The 20901-nt window shown below is 73.3% G+C and carries 7 protein-coding genes; all 7 read left to right on the forward strand.

From position 1 onward, the window contains the following. The first annotated feature begins 77 nt into the window (after nt 1-77). Genes OG299_RS41365 through OG299_RS41395 form a run of 7 tightly spaced genes read left to right on the forward strand, consistent with a single transcriptional unit; the run spans nt 78 to nt 20756 of the window. Nucleotides 78-314, forward strand: coding sequence for a phosphopantetheine-binding protein (locus OG299_RS41365; RefSeq protein WP_327364838.1), 237 nt, complete (start codon nt 78-80; stop codon nt 312-314). Continuing rightward, a complete protein-coding gene (locus OG299_RS41370; RefSeq protein WP_327364839.1) occupies nt 311-1561 on the forward strand; it encodes a cytochrome P450 in 1251 nt (416 codons plus the stop codon). The genes OG299_RS41365 and OG299_RS41370 overlap by 4 nt, the downstream gene beginning before the upstream one ends. Beyond that, nucleotides 1558-2295 (forward strand): thioesterase II family protein, encoded by a 738-nt coding sequence (locus OG299_RS41375; protein WP_327364840.1) that lies wholly within the window; start codon nt 1558-1560, stop codon nt 2293-2295. The genes OG299_RS41370 and OG299_RS41375 overlap by 4 nt, the downstream gene beginning before the upstream one ends. Before the next feature lie 52 nt (nt 2296-2347). After that, nucleotides 2348-5482 (forward strand): type I polyketide synthase, encoded by a 3135-nt coding sequence (locus OG299_RS41380; RefSeq protein WP_327364841.1) that lies wholly within the window; start codon nt 2348-2350, stop codon nt 5480-5482. Further along, nucleotides 5473-11073 carry an SDR family NAD(P)-dependent oxidoreductase gene (locus OG299_RS41385; protein ID WP_442817624.1) on the forward strand — a complete coding sequence of 1867 codons (5601 nt, stop codon included), beginning with the start codon at nt 5473-5475 and terminating at the stop codon, nt 11071-11073. Before OG299_RS41380 ends, OG299_RS41385 begins: the two co-directional genes overlap by 10 nt. Before the next feature lie 9 nt (nt 11074-11082). Then, a complete protein-coding gene (locus tag OG299_RS41390) occupies nt 11083-17643 on the forward strand; it encodes a type I polyketide synthase (RefSeq protein ID WP_327364843.1) in 6561 nt (2186 codons plus the stop codon). Nucleotides 17644-17648: 5 nt separating this feature from the next. After that, nucleotides 17649-20756 (forward strand): type I polyketide synthase, encoded by a 3108-nt coding sequence (locus tag OG299_RS41395; RefSeq protein WP_327364844.1) that lies wholly within the window; start codon nt 17649-17651, stop codon nt 20754-20756. Nucleotides 20757-20901: the final 145 nt, after the last annotated feature.

Below are 20901 nucleotides of genomic sequence, written 5' to 3' on the forward strand. Positions count from 1 at the left end.
GCGGTGACGGTCCGGAGACCGGGCCGAAAATGACGCGGGCGGGCACTCCCGGTCGGCGGAGGAAGGAAAGAGTGGCAATGGAATCGACGCTGGCGCAGGAAATCGCCGAGCTGTGGAGGGAATTCCTCGACTGCCCCGAGGTCGGGGTGGAAGACGACTTCTTCACGCTCGGCGGCAATTCGCTGACCGGAATCAAGATCATCGATCAGGTGTCGCAGGACTACGGCGTCCAGCTGTCCGTGCGCGACTTCTACCTGGCCCAGACCCCGGCCCGGGTCGCCGAGCTGATCGAACAGGGGAGGGCGGCGGCGTGAGGTTGACGCCCGGTCCCGGGCGCGACATCGACCTCGCCAGCGTCGACCTGTTCGACCTGGACCTCTACACGTCCGGCGATCCGCACCCGATCTGGGACGTGATGCGGGCCGAGCGGCCCCTGCACCACCAGGTCCTGCCGGACGGCCGCGAGTTCTGGTCGGTGACCCGCTACGAGGACGTCCGCCGCGTGCTCAGCGACCACCGGGAGTTCACCTCCGAGCGCGGCACCGTGCCCACCCACCTCGGGACGGACGACGTCGCGGCCGGCGTGCTGATGACGTCCACCGACCCGCCGCGGCACACCGAGGTCCGCCGCCCGCTCGGCTCCAAGCTCACCGCGCGCGCCGTGAAGTCCTGGGAGGACTCCATCCGGCGCACGGTCGTGGGCTTCCTCGAGCCGGCGCTCGACGGCGAGACCTTCGACCTGGCCGAGAAGGCCCTCCTCCTCCCGGCGATGGTCACGGGCCCGCTCCTGGGCATCCCGGAGAAGGACTGGGCCGAGCTCGTCCAGCTGACCGCGATGGTGACGGCCCCCTCGGACCCGCACTTCCAGCTGGGCAGCGAGGCCGCGACCCTGGCCATCTCCCACCACGAGCTCGTCACCTACGTCAAGGAGTGGGTCAAGACCCGCCGGGCGACCGGCGAGGAGGGCGAAAGCCTGCTCCACCACCTCATGAGCGTCGCCCCGGGAGGCACGCCGCTCTCCGACGAGGAGATCGCCCTCGACGGCTACAGCATCCTCCTGGGCGCCAACGTGACGACGCCGCACACCGTCTCGGGCACCGTGCAGGCGCTCATCGAGCGGCCCGTGCAGTACGAGAAGGCGGCGGCCGACCTCTCGCTGGTCCCGAACCTGGTCGAGGAAGGGCTGCGCTGGACCTCGGCCGCGTGCAACTTCATGCGGTACGCGGTGGACGACGTCGAGATCGGCGGGGGCGTGATCCCGGCCGGCGGCGCGGTCGTGGCGTGGATCGGCTCGGCCAACCGGGACGAGTCCCTGTTCCCCGACCCGCACACGTTCGACATCACGCGCGAAGGCGCGAAGCGCCAGGCCGCGTTCGGCTTCGGGACGCACTTCTGCATCGGGGCGCCGCTGGCCCGCATGACGCTGCGCATCTTCTTCGAGGAACTGCTCCAGCGCTTCGAATCGATCGAGCTCGCCGGCGAACCGCAGCACCTGCGGTCGTACTTCATCGCCGGCATGACCCACCTCCCCATCGTCGGCAAGAAACGGCAGACGCCATGACCACCGGCTCCACCACCGCCGCCTCGCCGTGGTTCGTCCGGCCGCCGTCCGCCGACCACCCCGCCCGGATCTTCTGCTTCCCCTTCTCCGGCTCCGGGGCTTCGGCGTTCAGCGCCTGGCCGGCCGCGATCGACGACGCCGAGATCTGCCCGGTGCAGTTCCCCGGCCGCGAGAACCGGCTGGGCCACCCGCACTACGGCACCTACGAGAACCTGGCCGCGAGCCTGGTCGAACCGCTGGAGCCGCTGCTCGACCGCCCGTACGCGTTCTTCGCGCACTGCGCGGGCGCGATACCGGCCTACGAGACCGTCCTGCGGCTCGCCGAACTCGGCCTGCGCGGCCCGGACCGCCTCGTCGTGTCGGGCCAGCCGGCCCCGCACGACGCCTCGCGCGACCGGATGCTCACCATGTCCGAGCCCGAGCTGCGCGCCGAGCTGGAGTCGTTCATCCGCAGCCGCGGGATCGAGCCGCGGCCGGACATGATCGACATGGGCATGTTCGTGCTGCTCCGCGACCACGCCGCCGCGGGCGCGTACCGGCGGCCGGAGCCGGTCAAGGTGGACTGCCCCATCGTCGTCCTGCACTGGCAGGACGACCCCGACGTCAGCCTCGAAGAGCTCCAGGGGTGGCGTCAGTACTCGGATTCGGTCGAATTCCGGGTCGTCGGCGGCGGCCATTACGACTTCATGGACGCGCCGGACGAGCTGCAGAAGGTGTTGACCTGTTGGCGGTGAAGGCAGTGCAGCCCGTAAGAGCCGTATGCCGAGGGAACCGGAAGGAATTCGTATGAGTGGCGCAGCCGCCGATATTGCCGTCATCGGGATGTCGTGCCGCTTCCCCGGTGTGAACAGCCTGGGTGAGTTCTGGCGCTTGCTGCTCGACGGGGAGTCGACCGTCGGAACGTTCCCCGAACACCGGGCGGCCGACGCGAACCACATGTCCCACCCGGACGCCGACACCCTGAACGCGGGCTCGTTCCTCGACTCCATCGACGGGTTCGACGCGGAGTTCTTCGGGGCGGGTGCCGCGGAAGCGGCCGCCATGGACCCCGTGCAGCGGCTGGGCCTGGAGCTCGCTTGGGAAGCGGTCGAAGACGCCCGGATCCCGGCGGCCGCGCTCGCGGGCCGCGAGATCGACGTCGTGGTCGGCAGCGGGCCCTCCGGGTACGAGCTGCTGCGCAAGCTGTCCGGCAGCGACCAGGACGACCACTACGCCGCCCTGGGCTCGAGCGGCGCGCTGATCGCGAACCGGATCTCGAGCCTCTTCGACGTCCGCGGCATGAGCTTCTGCGCGGACTCAGGCCAGTCCTCCTCCCTCGTGTCGCTGGCGCTGACCTGTGACCGGATCCGCAGCGGCGCGGTCGACATGGCGATCGCCGGCGGCGTGGAGCTGGTCGTCGATCCGGAAGCGGGACTCGGCCTGGCGAACCTGGGCGCCCTGTCGCCCGACGGCACCTGCTTCCCCTTCGACGAACGGGCCAACGGCTTCGTCCGGGGAGAGGGCGGGGCGTTCGTCCTGCTGAAGCGGCTCGACCTCGCCGTGGCCGACGGCGACCACATCTACGCGGTGGTGCGCGGCTGGGGCGTCGCCAGCGGTGGCGCGTCCAGCCGGATGCCGGACCCCAGCCCCACCGGGCAGGCCTCGGCCGTGCTGTCCGCTCTCGCCCGCGCGGGTGTTGCGTTCGAGGACGTCGACTACGTCGAGGCCCACGGCACCGGCACACGGATGGGCGATCCCGCCGAAGTCTCCGGTCTGCGCGAGGTGTTCCGCGAGAGCGGCCGCAGCCGTCCCCTGGCGATCGGATCGGTGAAGGCGAACGTCGGGCACTTGGAGCCGGCCGCCGGACTCGTCGGCTTCGTGAAGTCGGCGCTCTGCGTGGACCGCGGCCACCTCGTCCCGAGCGTGAACTTCCGCGCCCCGAACCCCGACATCCAGAACTTCCACGAGGACTTCGAGGTCGTCCGGGCCGCGCGGCCCTGGCCGGGAACGGCCGAGCGGCCGCGCCGCGCCGGCGTGTCCTCGTTCGGCCTGGGCGGCACCACCGCTCACGTGATCCTGGAACAGGCCCCCGAGGCGCAGGCGCAGGCAGAAGCCGGCGCCGCAGCCGGCGAGCCGGGCCGGGCGGACGCCTCCGGCGTGCAGCCGTGGGTGCTCTCGGCCCGCTCGGAGCCGGCCCTGCGCGCGCAGGCCGCCCGCCTGCGCGACCTCGTCGCCGCGGACGACTCGCTGTCGGCAGCAGACGTCGGCCACTCGCTGGTGTCCACGCGGCAGCTGTTCGACCACCGGGCGGTGGTGCTCGGCGGTGACCGCGAGGAGTCGCTGGCCGGTCTCGACCTGATCGCGGCGGGCGGTGACTCGGCGCGGGCCGTTCGCGCAGTGGCCGCGGGGTCGCCGGGCCCGGTCGTCTTCGTGTTCCCCGGCCAGGGGTCGCAGTGGCTGGGCATGGGCAAGCAGCTGTACGCGGAGTCGGAGGTCTTCGCGCGCTCGATCGACGCGTGCGCGCAGGCCCTGGCCCCGTACGTGGACTGGTCCCTGGTGGAGGTGCTGACCGGAGCGGAGTCGGCCGCCTCGCTGGAGCGGGTGGACGTGGTCCAGCCGGCGCTGTTCGCGATGATGGTGTCGCTGGCGCAGGTGTGGCGCTCCCTCGGTGTGGCCCCCGACGCCGTCGTGGGCCACTCACAGGGCGAGATCGCCGCGGCGTGCGCGTCGGGCGCCCTGTCGCTCGAGGACGCGGCGCGGATCGTCGCCCTGCGCAGCCGGGCGCTGATCGACCTGGCCGGCCTGGGCGGCGGGATGAGCGCGGTGGCCGCGCCCTCCGCATGGGTCCACGACCGGCTGGAGCAGTGGTCGGGGAGGCTCTCCGTGGCCGCCGTCAACGGTCCGGCCTCGGTGGTGATCGCCGGAGACGGCGCGGCCCTGGACGAGTTCGCGGCGATGGCGGCCGGCGAGGACGTCCGGGTGCGCCGGGTGAAGGTGGACTACGCCTCGCACTCCCACCACGTCGAAGCGATCCGTGAGCGTCTGCTCGAGGACACGGCGGGTCTCTCGCCGCGGGAGTCGGCGGTGAAGTTCCACTCCACGGTCACCGGCGGACTGCTCGACACCCGCGTGCTCGACGCCTCGTACTGGTACGACAACCTCCGCTCGAAGGTGCGCTTCGGCGAGGTCGTCGAAGGCCTGATGCAGGACCACGGCGGCGTGTTCGTGGAGGTCAGCCCGCACCCCGTGCTCCAAGTGGCGATGGAGGAGGCCGCCGACGCACTGGCGGCCCCGCCGGTCGTGGTGAGCACCCTGCACAAGCGCGACGGGAGCGCGGGCCAGGTCCTGGCGTCGCTGGCCGAACTGCACGTACGCGGAGTGCCGGTGAACTGGAAGGCGGTGTTCGCCGCAGCCCGGCCGCGCCGGATCGGCCTTCCGACCTACGCGTTCCAGCGGCAGCGGTACTGGCTGACAGCACCCGACGGAGCCGAAGCCGCGACCAGCCCCGCCGCGCAGGCGAGCGGGCCGGACGCGAGCACCAGGGCGGCGTACCTGGGCTCCGAAGCGTCGGTCCTGACCCTCGTGTGCGCGGAAACGGCGGCGCTGCTGAGTGCGAAGGGCGCGGATCGCACGTTCGCCTACCTCGAGGCGAGGGCGACCGAGACCTTCAAGGTGCTGGGCTTCGACTCCTCGACGGCCGTGGCGCTCCGCAACCGGCTCGCCGCGGTGGCCGGAGTACGGCTCCCGGCCACCGTCGCGTTCACCTACCCCACTCCGCAGAAGCTCGCCCACCACGTCTTCTCCCTCCTCGAGCCGCAGGCGGCCGAGGCCCCGGAAACGGTGGACGCTGCGCATCCGGAAAGCCCGGGTCCGGAAGGCCCGAGTCTGGAAAGTCGCAGTGATGATGATTTGTACGAAATGATCGAACGCGGATACGTGTAGCCACACCTGTTCTTCGAAGCAATTGGTTGGGGGAGGCCCTGGTGGAGGATGTCGACAAGCTCCGGTCCTACTTGCGACGCGCCGTCGGCGATGCGCAGGACCTGCGCGAGCGGGTGCGCGAGCTGGAGGAGTCCGCGCGCGAGCCCATCGCGGTCGTGGGTGTGGGGTGTCGCTTCCCGGGTGGGGTGACGTCCCCCGAAGGGCTGTGGGGAGTCGTGTCCGAGGGTGTGGACGCGATCACCGAGTTCCCGCAGGACCGCGGTTGGGACGTGGAGGCGCTGTACTCCCCGGATCCCGAGGCGCCCGGGACGACGAACACGCGCTCGGGCGGGTTCCTGCACGGCCTCGCGGAGTTCGACGCGCCGTTCTTCGGCATCAGTCCGCGCGAGGCGCTCGCGATGGACCCGCAGCAGCGGCTGATGCTGGAGACGTCGTGGGAAGCGCTGGAACGGGCGGGCATCGACCCGGCCGCGCTGCGCGGCTCGGCGACCGGCGTGTTCACCGGCATCTACACCACCGACTACGGCCCGCGGATGGGCGGCGCGGCAGCCGGCGAGGTCGAGGGCTTCCAGCTCACCGGCACGCTCCCCAGCGTCGCCTCGGGCCGCGTGGCGTACGTACTGGGCCTGGAGGGCCCGGCGCTGTCCACGGACACCGCGTGCTCGTCCTCGCTCGTCGCCGTCCACCAGGCCGTCCGCTCCCTGCGGTCCGGGGAGTGCACCCTGGCGCTGGCCGGCGGCGTGTCGGCCATGCCGACCCCGGGCCTGCTCGTGGAGATGGGCCGCCAGCGCGGCCTCTCGGACGACGCACGGTGCAAGGCGTTCGCGGAAGCGGCCGACGGCACCGGCTTCTCCGAGGGCGCGGGCATGCTCGTCCTCGAGCGCCTCTCGGACGCGCAGCGGGGCGGGCGTCGCATCCTGGCCGTGATCCGCGGCTCGGCGACCAACCAGGACGGCGCCTCCAACGGCCTCACCGCGCCGAACGAACTGGCCCAGCGCCGGGTCATCCGGGCAGCCCTGGCCGATGCCGGGCTGCAGGCGAGCGACGTGGACGCGGTGGAGGCGCACGGGACCGGCACGAGGCTGGGCGACCCCATGGAGGCGGAAGCGCTGCTGGCCACCTACGGGCAGGACCGCGACCAGGACAGCCCGCTGTGGCTGGGCTCGCTGAAGTCCAACATCGGCCACACCCAGGCGGCAGCGGGCGTCGGCGCCATCATCAAGATGACCATGGCGCTGCGCCACGGCGTGCTGCCCAGGACCCTCCACGTGGACCGTCCGTCGACGCACGTGGACTGGACGTCCGGCGCGGTCGAGCTGCTGACCGAGGCCCGGGAGTGGACCAGCGCACCGGGACGCCCCCGGCGGGCCGGCATCTCCGCCTTCGGCATCAGCGGCACCAACGCGCACCTGATCCTCGAGCAGGCCCCCGAGACCCTCGAGCAGGCACCCGAGGAGGAGGCCACGGCCCGCCCGGCCCCCGCCGCGGTGCCGTGGGTGCTGTCGGCGCGGTCGGCGGAGGCGCTGCGCGAGCAGGCGCTGCGGCTGCGCGAGCGCGTGGCCGCGGACGCGGCCCTCCCGCTGGCCGGCGTGGGACGTTCGCTGGTGACGACGCGATCCCTGTTCGAGTACCGCCAGGTGGTCATCGGCTCCGACCGCGACGAGCTGCTCGCCGCCCTGACCGCCGCTGCCGCGGGTGACGAGAGCGGCGCCGCCGGTGCGGTGTCCGGAGTCGCGAAGCCGGCGGGCAAGACGGTGTTCGTGTTCCCCGGCCAGGGGTCTCAGTGGGTCGAGATGGGGCGCGAGCTGTGGGAGTCCTCCCCGGTGTTCGCGCGCCGCATGCAGGAGTGCGCGGACGCACTGTCGCCGCACGTCGACTGGTCCCTCCACGACGTGCTCGGCGACGCCGACGCGCTGGAACGCGTGGACGTCGTACAGCCCGTGCTGTGGGCCGTGATGGTGTCGCTGGCCAAGGTGTGGCGCTCGTACGGCGTGCAGCCCGCGGCCGTCGTGGGCCACTCCCAGGGCGAGATCGCCGCCGCGTGCGTCGCCGGCGCCCTGTCGATCGAGGACGCCGCGAAGGTGGTGGCGCTGCGCTCGAAGGCGATCCTGGCCCTGTCCGGGCGCGGCGGCATGGTGTCGGTCGCGCTCCCGGTGCAGGACGTGCGCGCCCGTCTGACGGACGGGCTGTCGGTCGCGGCGGTCAACGGGCCGTCGTCCGTCGTCGTGTCGGGCGACGTGGCCGAGCTCGACGCACTGCTGGCCGCCTGCGAGGCCGACGAGGTGCGGGCCCGCCGGGTTCCGGTGGACTACGCCTCCCACTCCCGGCACGTGGAGGCCATCGACGGCGAACTGCGCCGGGTGCTGGCGGGGCTGCGGCCGCGTACCGCCGAGGTGCCGTTCTTCTCGACTGTGACGGCCGACTGGCTCGACACGACCTGCATGGACGCCGCGTACTGGTACACCAACCTGCGCCAGACCGTCCGCTTCGAGGAAGCGACCCGGGCCCTGGCCGAGCAGGGCTTCCGCCTCTTCGTCGAGGCGTCCGCCCACCCCGTCCTGACGATCGGTGTGGAACAGACCCTGGACGGCGCGGGGGTCGAGGCCACCGTCGTGGGCACGCTGCGCCGCGGCGAGGGCAGCCTCGCACGCTTCCACCGGTCGGCGGCCGAGGCCTTCGTGGCGGGCGCCGAGGTGTCGTGGGAGAAGGCGTTCCAGGACTGGGACGACCCGTGGGTCGAGCTGCCCACGTACGCCTTCCAGCGGCAGCGCTACTGGCTGAACGCACCCGGCGAGACCACCACCCCCGGGAGCACCTCGGACCACCCGCTGCTCGACGCCGTGATCGATCTGCCCGATGACGGGGAGAACGGCGGCGTGGTGGGCAGCGGTCGCCTGTCCCTGGAGCGCCACCCCTGGCTCGCCGACCACGTGGTCCACGGCGCCGTCCTGGTGCCGGCGACCGCGCTGCTGGAGATGGCGGTCTGGGCCGCGCACAAGGCCGGGGGCGACCTCGTCGACGAACTCACCCTGGAAACACCGCTGGTGCTCTCCCGGACGGCCGAGCGCGAGATCCGCGTCGTGGTCGACGGCAAGAACGTGATCAGCGTGTACTCCCGGGCCGAGGGCGACACCGGGTGGACGCGCAACGCCGTCGGCGTCGTCGGGTCCGACACCGGACCCGCCCCCGCGCAGGAAAGCCTCGTCGCCTGGCCCCCCGCCGGCGCGGTCGCCGTGCCCTTCGAGGACGAGTACGCCCGGCTGTCCGCCCTCGGGTTCGGCTACGGGCCCCTGTTCCGCGGCCTGCAGAAGGTCTGGCGCCAGGGCGAAGCCCTCTTCGCGGAGGTGGAGCTGCCCGCCGCCGACGGCGCGGACCGCAGCCGCTACCGGATCCACCCGGCGCTGCTCCACGCCGCGCTGCTCCCCCTCGGCCTGGGGCAGTTCGTCGACAACTCCCGTCCCGAGGGCTGGCTGCCGCTGCGCTGCACCGGAATCCGCGTGAACGCCGCCGGGCCGGCCGTGCTGCGCGTCCGTCTCGCACCCGCGGGGGAGAACGCCCTGTCCGTGACCCTCGCGGACCAGGACGGAGCCCCCGTCGGCGGCGTCGCGTCGCTGGCCCTGCGGCCCGCGGACGTCCAGAAGCTGACCGCGCTGAGCTTCGACCACCAGGACGCGCTGTTCCAGGTGGACTGGGCCCCCCTCGCGGTCCCCTCCGCTCACGCCGCGGGCCGGTACGCGGTGCTGGGCGCACCCGCCGCGGTTGCCGCATCCCCGGGACAGGGCGCAGAGGTCTTCGCCGACCTCGGGGAACTCGCCGCCTCCGGCAGCGGGATACCCCCGGTCGTCCTCGCCGGCATCGACCGGACGGGCACGGACGGCGCCGACACACCCGCAGCCGTCGAGCGCAACCTCCACCGTGTGCTGCGCTGGACGCAGGACTGGCTCGCCGACGACCGGTTCGCCGACTCCCGCCTCGTCTTCGTGACGCAGGACGCGGTCCAGGACGACCAGGTGCCCCGCCCCGACCCCGCGGCGACCGCCGTCTGGGGATTCGTACGCACCGCGCAGACCGAGAACCCGGGCCGGTTCACGCTCGTGGACACGGACGGCAGTCCCGCCTCGTGGGCCTGCGTCCCCGCGGCGGCCGAAACCGGGGAACTCCAGCTCAAGATCCGAGCCGGCGAGGTGACCACGCCGGAACTGGCCCGCGCCCACGGTGCGTCCGCCGGCTCCGGAGCCACCGGCGGGGCGGCAGGCGTTCCCGCTCTCGGCTCCGGGACGGTGCTGATCACGGGTGGCACCAGCGGCCTGGGCGCGATGCTGGCCCGGCACCTCGTGGAGCGCCACGGCGTGCGCCGGCTGGTGCTGACCAGCCGGCGGGGCCCGGCGGCCCCGGCGGCGGCAGGGCTGCAGGAGGAGCTGACCGGGGCGGGAGCGCAGGTCGAGATCGTGGCCTGCGATGTCGCGAGCCGTGAGGCCGTCGCCGGGCTCATCGCCGCGGTGCCGTCCGAGCACCCGCTGACCGCGGTGATCCACTGCGCGGGCGTGCTGGCCGACGGAGTCGTCGAGGCGCTGACCGAGGACCGCGTGAACACGGTCCTCGCGGCCAAGGCCAACGGTGCCTGGCACCTGCACGAGCTGACCCGCCATCTGGACCTTTCCGCGTTCGTGCTGTTCTCCTCGATCGCGAGCGTGCTCGGGACGGCGGGGCAGGCCAACTACGCGGCGGCCAACGCGTTCCTCAACGGCCTCGCGCAGGCCCGTCGGGCCGAGGGCCTGCCCGCCACCTCGCTGTGCTGGGGCTTCTGGGCCGAACGCAGCGAGATGGTCGCCGACATCGGCGACACGGACGTCGTACGCCTCCAGCGCCAGGGCGTGCTGCCGATGGCCTCGCAGGAGGGCCTCGCGCTCTTCGACGCGGCACTCTCGCTGGACGAGCCGGTCCTGGTGCCGGCGCGGCTGAACCTCGCGGCGCCGGGCGCGGCTTCACCGCTCCTGCGCGCCCTGACCGGGACGCCTGCCGGATCCGGCGGCCCGGGGAGCCGGGAGTCCGCCGACGGCGCCCTCGCGCAGCAGTTGGCATCGCTGGCGCCGGCCGAGGCGGAGGCGGTGCTGCTCGATGCCGTCCGGGCGCAGACCGCGCTCGTCCTCGGCCACCCGGACACCCGGCGGATCACTCCCGCCGCGACGTTCAGGAAACTGGGGATCGACTCGCTCACCGCCCTGGAGCTGCGGAACAAGCTGTCGGCGGTGACCGGCCTGAAACTGCCCTCCACGCTGGTGTTCGACCACCCGAACCCCACCGCCCTCGCGCAGTTCCTGAACGCGCGCATCACCCCTGACTCCGGTGCTGCCCCGCAATCTCCGGCCGATCACCTGGCCAAGGAGATCAACGGACTGGGCGCCCGGCTGGAGGAGGCGTTCCTCGAGCTCGCGGACGAGGACAAGAACACGATTTCCACTCTGCTCGGCGAGCTGCAGGGCCGGGTCCGTTCGCTGGTGAGCGCCGGAGCACCGGTCGGCCTCGTCGACCAGATCAGTTCGGCCTCGGCGGGAGACCTTCTCGCGCTACTGGACAAAGAGCTCGGCTAGGGGAGAGCGATGACAAACGACAACAACGCCGAAGTTCTCGAGTACCTCAAGCGGACGTCGATCGAGCTGATCGAGACCCGCAAGCGCCTGAAGGAGCTGACCGAGGCCGCTGCCGAGCCCATCGCCGTGGTGGGCGTCGCCTGCCGTTTCCCGGGTGGGGCAAAGTCCCCGGAGGCCTTGTGGGACCTGGTGCAGGCGGGCGCGGACGTCGTGTCCGAGTTCCCCGAGGACCGCTACTGGGACCTGGAGGACCTCTACGACCCGCAGCGCGAGCGGCCGGGCACCTGCTACACGCGGGAAGGCGGCTTCCTCCATGACGCGGGCGACTTCGACGCCGACTTCTTCGAGATCAACCCGCGCGAGGCACTGGCCAGCGACCCGCAGCAGCGGCTCCTGCTGGAGACCTCGTGGGAGTCCCTGGAGAGGGCCGGCATCGACCCGCACTCCCTGCGCGGCACCAGCACCGGCGTCTTCGCCGGCATCGCCTACTTCGGGTACGGCAACCACTACTTCACCCCCGAGAACATCTCGGGCTACGCACAGATCGGCTCCCTGCTGAGCGTCGCGTCCGGCCGCGTGTCGTACGCGCTGGGCCTGGAGGGCCCGGCGGTGTCGACCGACACCGCGTGCTCGTCCTCGCTGGTGACGGTGCACCAGGCGGTGCAGTCGCTGCGTCAGGGCGAGTGCGGCCTGGCGCTGGCCGGCGGCGTCACCGTCATGGCGATGCCGCAGGTGCTCCGCGAGTTCGCGCGCCAGGGCGGCCTGTCGGCGGACGGCCGGTGCAAGGCGTTCGCCGACGCGGCGGACGGCACCGGCTTCTCCGAGGGCGTCGGCATGCTGGTCCTGGAGCGGCTCTCCGACGCGCAGCGCAGCGGCCGCAAGATCTGGGCGGTCATCCGCGGCTCCGCCATCAACCAGGACGGCGCCTCCAACGGCCTGACCGCACCGAGCGGCCCGGCGCAGCAGCGCGTCATCCGCGCCGCGCTGGCCAACGCCCGGGTGCAGGCGGGCGAGGTCGACGTGGTCGAGGCGCACGGCACCGGGACCACGCTCGGCGACCCCATCGAGGCGCAGGCGCTGCTGGCCACCTACGGGCAGGAGCGCGAGCCGGGCAACCCGCTGTGGCTGGGCTCCCTGAAGTCGAACATCGGCCACACCCAGGCGGCGGGCGGCGTCGGCGGCATCATCAAGATGATCATGGCGATGCAGCGCGGCGTCATGCCCAAGACCCTGCACGTGGACCAGCCCTCGACGCACGTCGACTGGACGGCCGGCGCGGTCGAGCTGCTGACCGAGGCCCGCGAGTGGACCACCGCCCCGGGCCGGCCCCGCCGGGCCGGCGTGTCCAGCTTCGGCGCCAGCGGCACCAACGCCCACCTGATCCTCGAGCAGGCCCCCGAGCCGCAGCCGGCCCCCGACGCCGCCGACCGGGTGCCGGCCGGCACCTCGGGCCTCGTGCCGTGGGCGCTCTCGGCGCGGTCCGGGCAGGCGCTGCAGGCGCAGGCCGAGAAGCTGCGCGCGTTCGTCGCCGCCGACCCGGCGGCGGACCTCGCCGCCATCGGCGCCTCGCTGGTCCGCGACCGGGCGCTGTTCGAGCACCGCGCCGTGGTGCTGGGCAGCGGCCGCGGCGACCTGCTGGACGCCCTCGCGAAGCTGGCCGAGGGCGCCGAGTCCCCCGCCGTGGTGCGCGGCGCGGCCGGCGAACCGGGCGGCTTGGCCTTCATGTTCCCGGGCCAGGGCTCGAAGTGGACCGGCGTGGCCCGCGAGCTGTACGACACCTTCCCCGTCTTCGCCGAGGCCCTCGACGAGGTCTGCGCGCGCTTCGACGCGCACCTCCCCTTCGAGCTGAAGCCCCTGCTCCTCGCCGACGAGCCCGAGGGCCGCGAGCGCACGGACGTCATGCAGCCCGCGCTGTTCGCCCTGCAGGTCGCCCTCCACCGGTTCCTCAGCCGGTACGGCCCGCAGCCGACCCACCTGATCGGCCACTCCGTCGGCGAGATCGCCGCCGCCCACGTGTCCGGAGCCTTCGACCTGGACACCGCGACCCGCATCGTGGCCGCCCGCGGCCGCACCATGCAGGCCGTCACCGAGCCCGGCGCCATGCTGGCGGTCCGCGCCTCGGAAGCCGAAGTCGCCGCGCTGCTGGCCCCGTACACCCGTACCGGCATCGCCGCCGTCAACGGCCCGGAGTCGGTGGTGGTCTCGGGCCTGCGCGACGAGGTCCACGACCTGCGCGACCGGCTCGTCGCCGACGGCCGGTCGGCCAAGCTGCTCCCCGTCGACCACGCGTTCCACTCCCCGCTGATGGGCCCGGTCCTGGAGGAGTTCGAACGGGCGCTGCGCGAGCTCCCCATGGGCGGCGAGCTGTCGGTCCCCGTCGTCTCGACGCTGCTGGGCCGCGAGGCCACCCTCCGGGAGCTGACGTCCGTCGCCCACTGGGTCGACCACGTCCGCGAGCCCGTGCGCTTCCACGACGCCGTGGAACGCGCCCGCGCGGCCGGCGCGAACGTCTTCGTCGAGGTCGGCCCGGGCTCCACGCTCGCCGGCCTCACCAAGGACGCGTTCGCCGCGGAGGGCGTGCACGACGCCGCCGTGGTGGCCTCGGCGCGCCGCGACCGCGGTGTGGCACAGGGCCTGGTCGGCGCGCTCGCCGACCTGCACGTCCTGGGCGCTGCCGCGGACTGGGCCGCCCTGTTCGGCACGCAGGAGCGCGTCGACCTCCCGACGTACGCGTTCCAACACCAGCGCTACTGGATGGACTTCCTGTCGGACCTCGCGTCCGCGGACGTGACCTCCGCCGGCCTGTCCGCCGCGGAGCACCCGCTGCTGGGCGCCGTGGTGGAGCACCCCGGCACCGACGAGCTGGTGTTCACCGACCTGTGGTCCCTGCGGACCCACGAGTGGATCGCCGACCACACCGTGTTCGACTCGGTCGTCGTCCCGGCGACCGCCTACATGGACCTGGCCCTCTCGGTGGGCGAGCACGTCGGCTGCGCCGCGGTCGAGGAGCTCTCCCTCGAAGTCCCGCTGATCCTCCCCGACACGGGCGACGTACAGGTGCGCGTCGCCGTCGGCGCCGCGGACGAGGGCGGCCGCCGCTCCCTGGACGTGTACTCGCGTCCCGCCGAGGACGCCGCCGGCGGCGGCTGGACCCGGCACGCCATGGGCAGCCTGGCGCCCGGCGCCCCGCAGGACGCCGACCGGGCCGACGACGCCCGCGCGCTCGCCGCGTGGCCGCCGGCCGGGGCCGAGCAGATCGGCTTCGACGGCCTCTACGACTCCCTTGCGGACGGCGGCTTCGACTACGGCCCGCTGTTCCGCGGCCTGCGCGAGGTCTGGCGCAAGGGCGACGACCTGTTCGCCCTCGCCACCCTGCCGGAAGGCGCCGACGGCGGGTTCGCCCTGCACCCGGCGCTGATCGACACCGTGCTGCACGCCGTCGTCGTCGGCGGCGTCATCACCGTGACGGGCGACCAGGGCTGGATGCCCTTCGCCTGGTCCGGCGTGCACCTCGCCGGGGAGTGCGGCCCGACCGTGCGCGTCAAGCTCACCCCGGCCGCCGAAGGCGTCGTGTCCCTCGTCATCGCCGACGAGCACGGCCGCGAGATCGCCCACGTCGACGCGCTGACGTTCCGCCCGGCCAGTGCCGAGCAGGTCCGCTCGGCGCGCGGCGGCCGCGAGCAGTCCCTGTACGCACTGGACTGGCGTCCGGCCGCGCCGGCCGCGCCGGACGCCGGCCGCGCGCCGTGGGGCGTCATCGGCGCGGAGACCGGCCGGGCCGCCCGGCTCGTCGCCGCGGGCGACGGCAGCGTCTCGCTGTACGCCTCCCTCGGCGAGGTCCTCGCCGCCGACGCCCCCCGCCACCTCGTCCTGTGCCCCGACGACGCCGTCGCCCCGGGCGACGACCTGCTCACCACGGTCGGCGACGCCGGCAAGCACGTGCTGGAGACCGTCCAGAAGTTCCTGGCCGAGGACCGGCTCGCCGCGTCCACGCTGGTCGTGCTCACCCGCCTGGCGCAGGCCGCCGGCGCGGGGGACGGCGTCGAGAGCCTGCCCGGCGCGTCCGTGTGGGGCCTGATCCGCTCCGCCCAGACCGAGCACCCCGGCCGGTTCCGGCTCGTCGACATCGACGACGAGGAGACCTCGTGGGCGGCCTTCGCGGACGCCCTCGCCCTCGGCGAGGACCAGCTGGCGCTGCGCGGCGGTACGTTCCTCGTGCCGCGGATGGTGCAGGCCCCGGCCGACGACCACCAGCTCGACGCCCCGGCGGACGGCGCGTACCGGCTGGGCATCGCGAAGGCGGGCACGCTGGAGAACCTGACGTGGGTCGCGTGCCCCGAAGTGGCGGCGCCCCTGGAGGCCGGGCAGGTCCGCATCGCCGTCCAGGCCGCCGGCCTCAACTTCCGCGACGTCACGATCGCCCTGGGCCTCATCGAACGGACGGACTTCGACTCCGGGCTCGGCAGCGAGGGCGCGGGCATCGTGCTGGAGGTCGCGGACGACGTGGCCGGCCTTGCCCCGGGCGACCGGGTGACCGGCATCTTCAACGGTTCCTTCGGCCGCGTGGCCGTGGCCGACCACCGCCTGCTGGCCCCCGTCCCCGACGGCTGGAGCCACGCCGAGGCGGCCTCCGTGCCGAGCACCTTCCTCACCGCCTACTACGCGCTCTTCCACGTGATGAAGCTGCAAAAGGGGCAGCGCATCCTGATCCACGCCGCGGCCGGCGGCGTCGGAACGGCCGCCGTCCAGCTGGCCCGGCACGTGGGCGCCGAGGTCTACGCCACCGCCGGCCCGGCCAAGTGGGCCGCGCTGCGCGCCATGGGCCTCGACGACGCGCACCTGGCGTCCTCGCGCGACCTGGAGTTCGTGGAGAAGTTCCTCGAGGCCACGGACGGCCGCGGTGTCGACGTCGTACTCAACTCCCTCGCGCACACCTTCGTCGACGCCTCGCTGAAGCTGCTGCCGGGCGGCGGCAACTTCATCGAGATGGGCAAGACGGACATCCGCGACGCCCGGCAGGTCGCGGCCGACCACCCCGGAGTCGACTACCGGGCCTTCGACCTCTACGGCACGGCGGGCCCGGACACCATCCACGAGATGTTCCGCGACGTCATGGAGCTGTTCGCCGACGGACGGGTGCAGCTCAGCCCGATCTCCGTCCGCAGCATCCGCGACGCCCGCAAGACGTTCCGCGAGATGAGCCAGGGGCGCCACGTCGGCAAGCTGGTCTTCGACCTGAGCGGCGGCTTCGGCGGCGGCACCGTGCTCGTCACCGGCGGCACCGGCGGCGTCGGCTCGCTGGTGGCGCGGCACCTCGTCGCCGAACACGGCGTACGGAGCCTGGTGCTGGCGAGCCGTCGGGGAACGGCCGCCGACGGGGTTCCCGAGCTGGTCTCGGACCTCGAGGAGGCGGGCGCCGCCGTCCGGGTCGTGGCATGCGACATCGCGGACCGGGCTGCCCTGGCGGACCTGCTCGCGGACATGCCCCCCCGGTACCCGCTGACGGCGGTCGTGCACGCGGCGGGCGTGCTGGCGGACGGCACCGTCGAATCGCTGACCGCGCAGAGCATCGACCACGTGCTGCGCGCCAAGGTCGGCGGTGCGGCCAACCTGCACGAGCTGACCCGGGGGCACAACCTGTCGGCGTTCGTCCAGTTCTCGGCCCTCGCCGGCACGCTCGGCACCGCAGGACAGGCGAACTACGCCGCGGCGAACGGCTTCCTGGACGGTCTGGCGGCGCAGCGCAGCGCCTCCGGACTGGTCGGCACCTCGCTGTGCTGGGGCTGGTGGGAGCAGAGCAGCGGCATGACCGAGGACCTGGACCAGGCCGATCTCTCCCGGCTCCGGCGGATGGGCATCGCCCCGATGCCGACGCCCGAGGCACTGGCCCTGTTCGACTCGGCGTGTGCGAGCGGCAAGCCGGTCCTCGTCCCGGCCCGGGTGGACGTCGCCGGGCTGCGGAACAAGGCCTCCGACGAGCTGCCGCCGCTGCTGCGCGGCCTCGTCGACGGCGGCCGTCCGCGCCGGGCCAGGGCGGGCACGCCCAAGGACGGCGGCTCTGCGGACCTGTCCGCCAGGCTGGTCACCCTGCCGGCGGACGAGGCGGAGGCAGCGGCCCTGGACTGGATCCGCGAGCAGGTCGCCGTCGTGCTCGGACACCCGTCCGGCGCGGCCGTCGACGCCGACCAGGCGTTCACCCAGCTCGGATTCGACTCGCTGACCGCGGTCGAGCTGTGCAACCGCCTGGCCGCCGCGACCGGACTGCGCCTGGCGTCCACCCTCGTCTTCAGCTACCCCACCCCGCGCGAGCTGGGCCTTCACCTGCTCGGCCTGCTGCGGCCCGAGGCGGACGCGAGCGCGGACGAGGACGCTGCGATCCGCGAAGTGCTGCGGAACGTCTCGATCGACAGCCTGCGCAGTGCAGGCCTCCTGGAGCTGGTCCTGGCGTGCGCCAACCCGCCCGGGGCGAACGGCGACGCAGCCGCGGCGGCCGCGGACACCGCTGCGGACGAACTGTCGGAATTGGACCTGGACGCGCTGCTCGACCTGGCTCTGGATGAGAAGAGGTAAGTGACATGACCAACTCCGCGGATCAGACGGCGGAGGGCGGGGACCGGGTCCAGCGGGCGCTCCGCGCGCTGCTGGAGGAGCGCGACCGCCTGCGCCAGGAGAACGACTCCCTGAAGGCCGGCCGTGGCGAGCCGATCGCCGTGGTGTCCATGGCCTGCCGCTACCCGGGAGGCGTCTCGTCGCCCGAGGAGCTGTGGGACGTGATCCGCAGCGGCCGGGACGTCGTGGACGCGTTCCCGACGGACCGCGGGTGGCGGGACGTGTACGACCCGGACCCCGACACCGTCGGCAGCGCATACGTACGCCAGGGAGGGTTCCTGGCGGACGTCGCCGGCTTCGACGCGGACTTCTTCGGCATCAGCCCGCGCGAGGTGCTGGCGACCGATCCGCAGCAGCGCCTGCTGCTGGAGACGTCGTGGGAGGCCTTCGAGCGCGCCGGCATCGTCCCCGCCGACGTGCGCGGGGCGGAGGTCGGCGTCTTCTCCGGGGTGAGCTCCACCGAGTACGGGTGGCGTTTCCTGGAGGCGGGCCAGAGCGAGCTGGAGGGCTACCTGCTGTACGGCAGCTCGCTGAGCGTCGCGTCCGGCCGGGTGGCGTACGAGCTGGGGCTGACCGGGCCGGCCGTGTCCCTGGACACGGCGTGCTCGTCCTCGCTGGTGGCCCTGCACATGGCGGTGCAGTCACTGCGTGCGGGGGAGTGCTCGCTCGCGCTGGCCGGCGGGGCGCTGGTGATGTCGACGCCCGCGGCCTTCGTGGAGTTCGCCCGCCAGGGCGCACTGTCGGCCGACGGCCGGTGCAAGGCCTTCGCGGACGGGGCCGACGGGACCGGCTGGGCCGAGGGCGTGGGCGTGCTGCTCCTGGAGCGGCTGTCCGACGCCCGCCGCAACGGCCACCCGGTGCTCGCCGTCGTCCGCGGTTCCGCGGTGAACCAGGACGGGGCCAGCAACGGGCTGACCGCTCCCAACGGCCGCGCCCAGGAGAAGGTGATCCGGCGGGCACTGGCGAACGCGGGGGTCAAGTCCTCCGAGGTGGACCTCGTCGAAGCCCACGGCACCGGAACCAAGCTGGGCGATCCCATCGAGGCGGACGCCCTGCTGGCGACCTACGGGAAGGACCGGGCCGAGGGCAGGCCGCTCTTCCTGGGATCCCTGAAGTCGAACATGGGTCACGCCCAGGCCGCCGCCGGGGTCGGCGGGGTCATCAAGGCCGTGATGGCCATGCGCCACGGGTACCTGCCGAAGACCCTGCACGTGGACGCGCCCTCGCGGCACGTCGACTGGTCCTCCGGCGGGGTCGAACTGCTGGCCGAGGGCCGTGAGTGGACCCGGGCGGACGGTCCGCGCCGGGCCGGGGTGTCCTCGTTCGGCGTCAGCGGCACCAACGCGCACGTGATCCTGGAAGAGGCTCCGCAGCAGGAGCAGGCGGACGAGCGGGCTCCGGTCCCGGGCGTCGTCGGCGGGCTGGTGCCCTGGGTGGTGTCGGCCAAGAGCGCGGCCGCCGTGCAGGGCCAGGCGGGCAGGCTGCGCGACTTCCTCGCTGCGGATCCGCAGGCGGACGTCGCCGGCATCGGCGCGTCGCTGCTGTCGAGCCGGTCGCGGTTCGACCACCGTGCGGTCGTGCTGGGCGGCGGTCGCGACGAGCTCCTGAGCGCGCTGACGGCGCTGGGCGAGGGCGCGGAGTCCCCCGCGGTGGTGCGCGGCGCGGCCGGGAAACTCGGCGGTGTCGCCTTCATGTTCCCCGGGCAGGGGTCGCAGTGGGTCGGCATGGGCCGCCGGCTGTACGACACCTTCCCGGTGTTCGCACAGAGCCTCGACGCCTGCGCGGCCGCACTGTCCGAGTGGGTGGACTGGTCGCTGCTCGACGTGGTGCGCGGGGTGGAGGGGGCGCCGTCGCTGGACCGGGTGGACGTGGTCCAGCCGGCGCTGTTCTCGGTGATGGTGTCCCTGGCCGGCCTGTGGCGCTCCTGGGGTGTGGAACCGGCCGCGGTGGTCGGACACAGCCAGGGCGAGATCGCCGCCGCCTACGTCTGCGGTGCGCTGTCGCTGAGGGACGCCACCAAGATCGTGGCGCTCCGCAGCCTGGCCCTGCTGGACCTGATCGGTCACGGCGGGATGGCATCGGTCGCGGAGTCCGCGGAGGTCGTGGCGGAACGTCTCGCTCCGTGGGGCGACCAGCTGAGCATCGCCGTCGTCAACGGACCCCGCTCGGTCGTGGTGTCCGGGGAGCCGGACGCGCTCGACGAGTTCGTCGAGAAGATGAAGGCCGACGGCGCCCAGGCCCGGAGGATCTCGGTCGACTACGCCTCGCACTCCCACCACGTGACCCGGGTCCGCGAGCAGGTGATCGGCCCGCTGTCCGACGTGAGCCCGAAGACGTCGACGCTGCCCTTCTACTCGACCCTCCACGGCGAGGTCATCGACACCGCACGGCTGGACGCCGGCTACTGGTACGACAACCTGCGCGAGAAGGTCCTCTTCGAAACCTCCGTCCAGCGGCTGGCCGAGGACGGTTTCCGGGTGTTCGTCGAGATGAGCCCGCACCCCGTCCTGACCGTCCCGGTGCAGGAGATCGTCGAGGACGTGGACGATGCGCTGGTCCTGTCCTCCTCGCGGCGGGACCGGGACGAGGTGGAGGCCGTGGTCGGCTCGCTGGCCCAGCTCCACGTCCGGGGCGGATCGGTGGACTGGGACGCCCTGTTCGGGACGCGCGAGCGGGTGGACCTCCCGACGTACGCGTTCCAGCGGCAGCGGTACTGGCTGAACTCCTCGCAGACGGCGGTGGCGGCGGAGGTGCCCTCGACCGATGCTCCGGCAGGCGACGACCAGCTCGTGCCCCTGCCGGACCGGCTCGCCGCCCTCTCCGACGACGACGCGAAGGCACTCGTGCTCGAGCACGTCCTCGAGAAGGTCGCCGTCGTGCTCGGACACCCCTCCAGCGCGTCGCTCGACCCCGACCAGGAGTTCAAGGAGATCGGGTTCGACTCGCTGCTGTCGGTGGAGCTGAGCAAGCGCCTGACCGCATCGACCGGACTCAAGCTGAGGGCGAACCTGGTCCTGAAGTTCCCGTCACCGAGGCGGATCGCCGAGCACGTCACGTCCTCGATGGCCGCGTAGGAATGTCCCGCCGGCGGGACACCGCAAGCTCCACAGCGGTTCGTCCCGGCCGGCACCAAGTTGTCTTGAACGGCTGACCCACTTCCCTGAAGGTGGGGGTGATCTGTGAAGGTCTCCGATTCCCGGGCCTGTTTTTGCTGAGGGG

The sequence above is a fragment of the Streptomyces sp. NBC_01296 genome (assembly GCF_035984415.1).
In the GTDB taxonomy this organism is placed as follows: domain Bacteria; phylum Actinomycetota; class Actinomycetes; order Streptomycetales; family Streptomycetaceae; genus Streptomyces.

Excerpts from the sequence above, each read along its gene's own strand:
- OG299_RS41365 (WP_327364838.1), top strand. The coding sequence starts at position 78 with ATGGAATCGACGCTGGCGCAGGAAATCGCCGAGCTGTGGAGGGAATTC.
- OG299_RS41375 (WP_327364840.1), top strand. The coding sequence starts at position 1,558 with ATGACCACCGGCTCCACCACCGCCGCCTCGCCGTGGTTCGTCCGGCCG.
- OG299_RS41395 (WP_327364844.1), top strand. The coding sequence starts at position 17,649 with ATGACCAACTCCGCGGATCAGACGGCGGAGGGCGGGGACCGGGTCCAG.
- OG299_RS41380 (WP_327364841.1), top strand. The coding sequence starts at position 2,348 with ATGAGTGGCGCAGCCGCCGATATTGCCGTCATCGGGATGTCGTGCCGC.
- OG299_RS41390 (WP_327364843.1), top strand. The coding sequence starts at position 11,083 with ATGACAAACGACAACAACGCCGAAGTTCTCGAGTACCTCAAGCGGACG.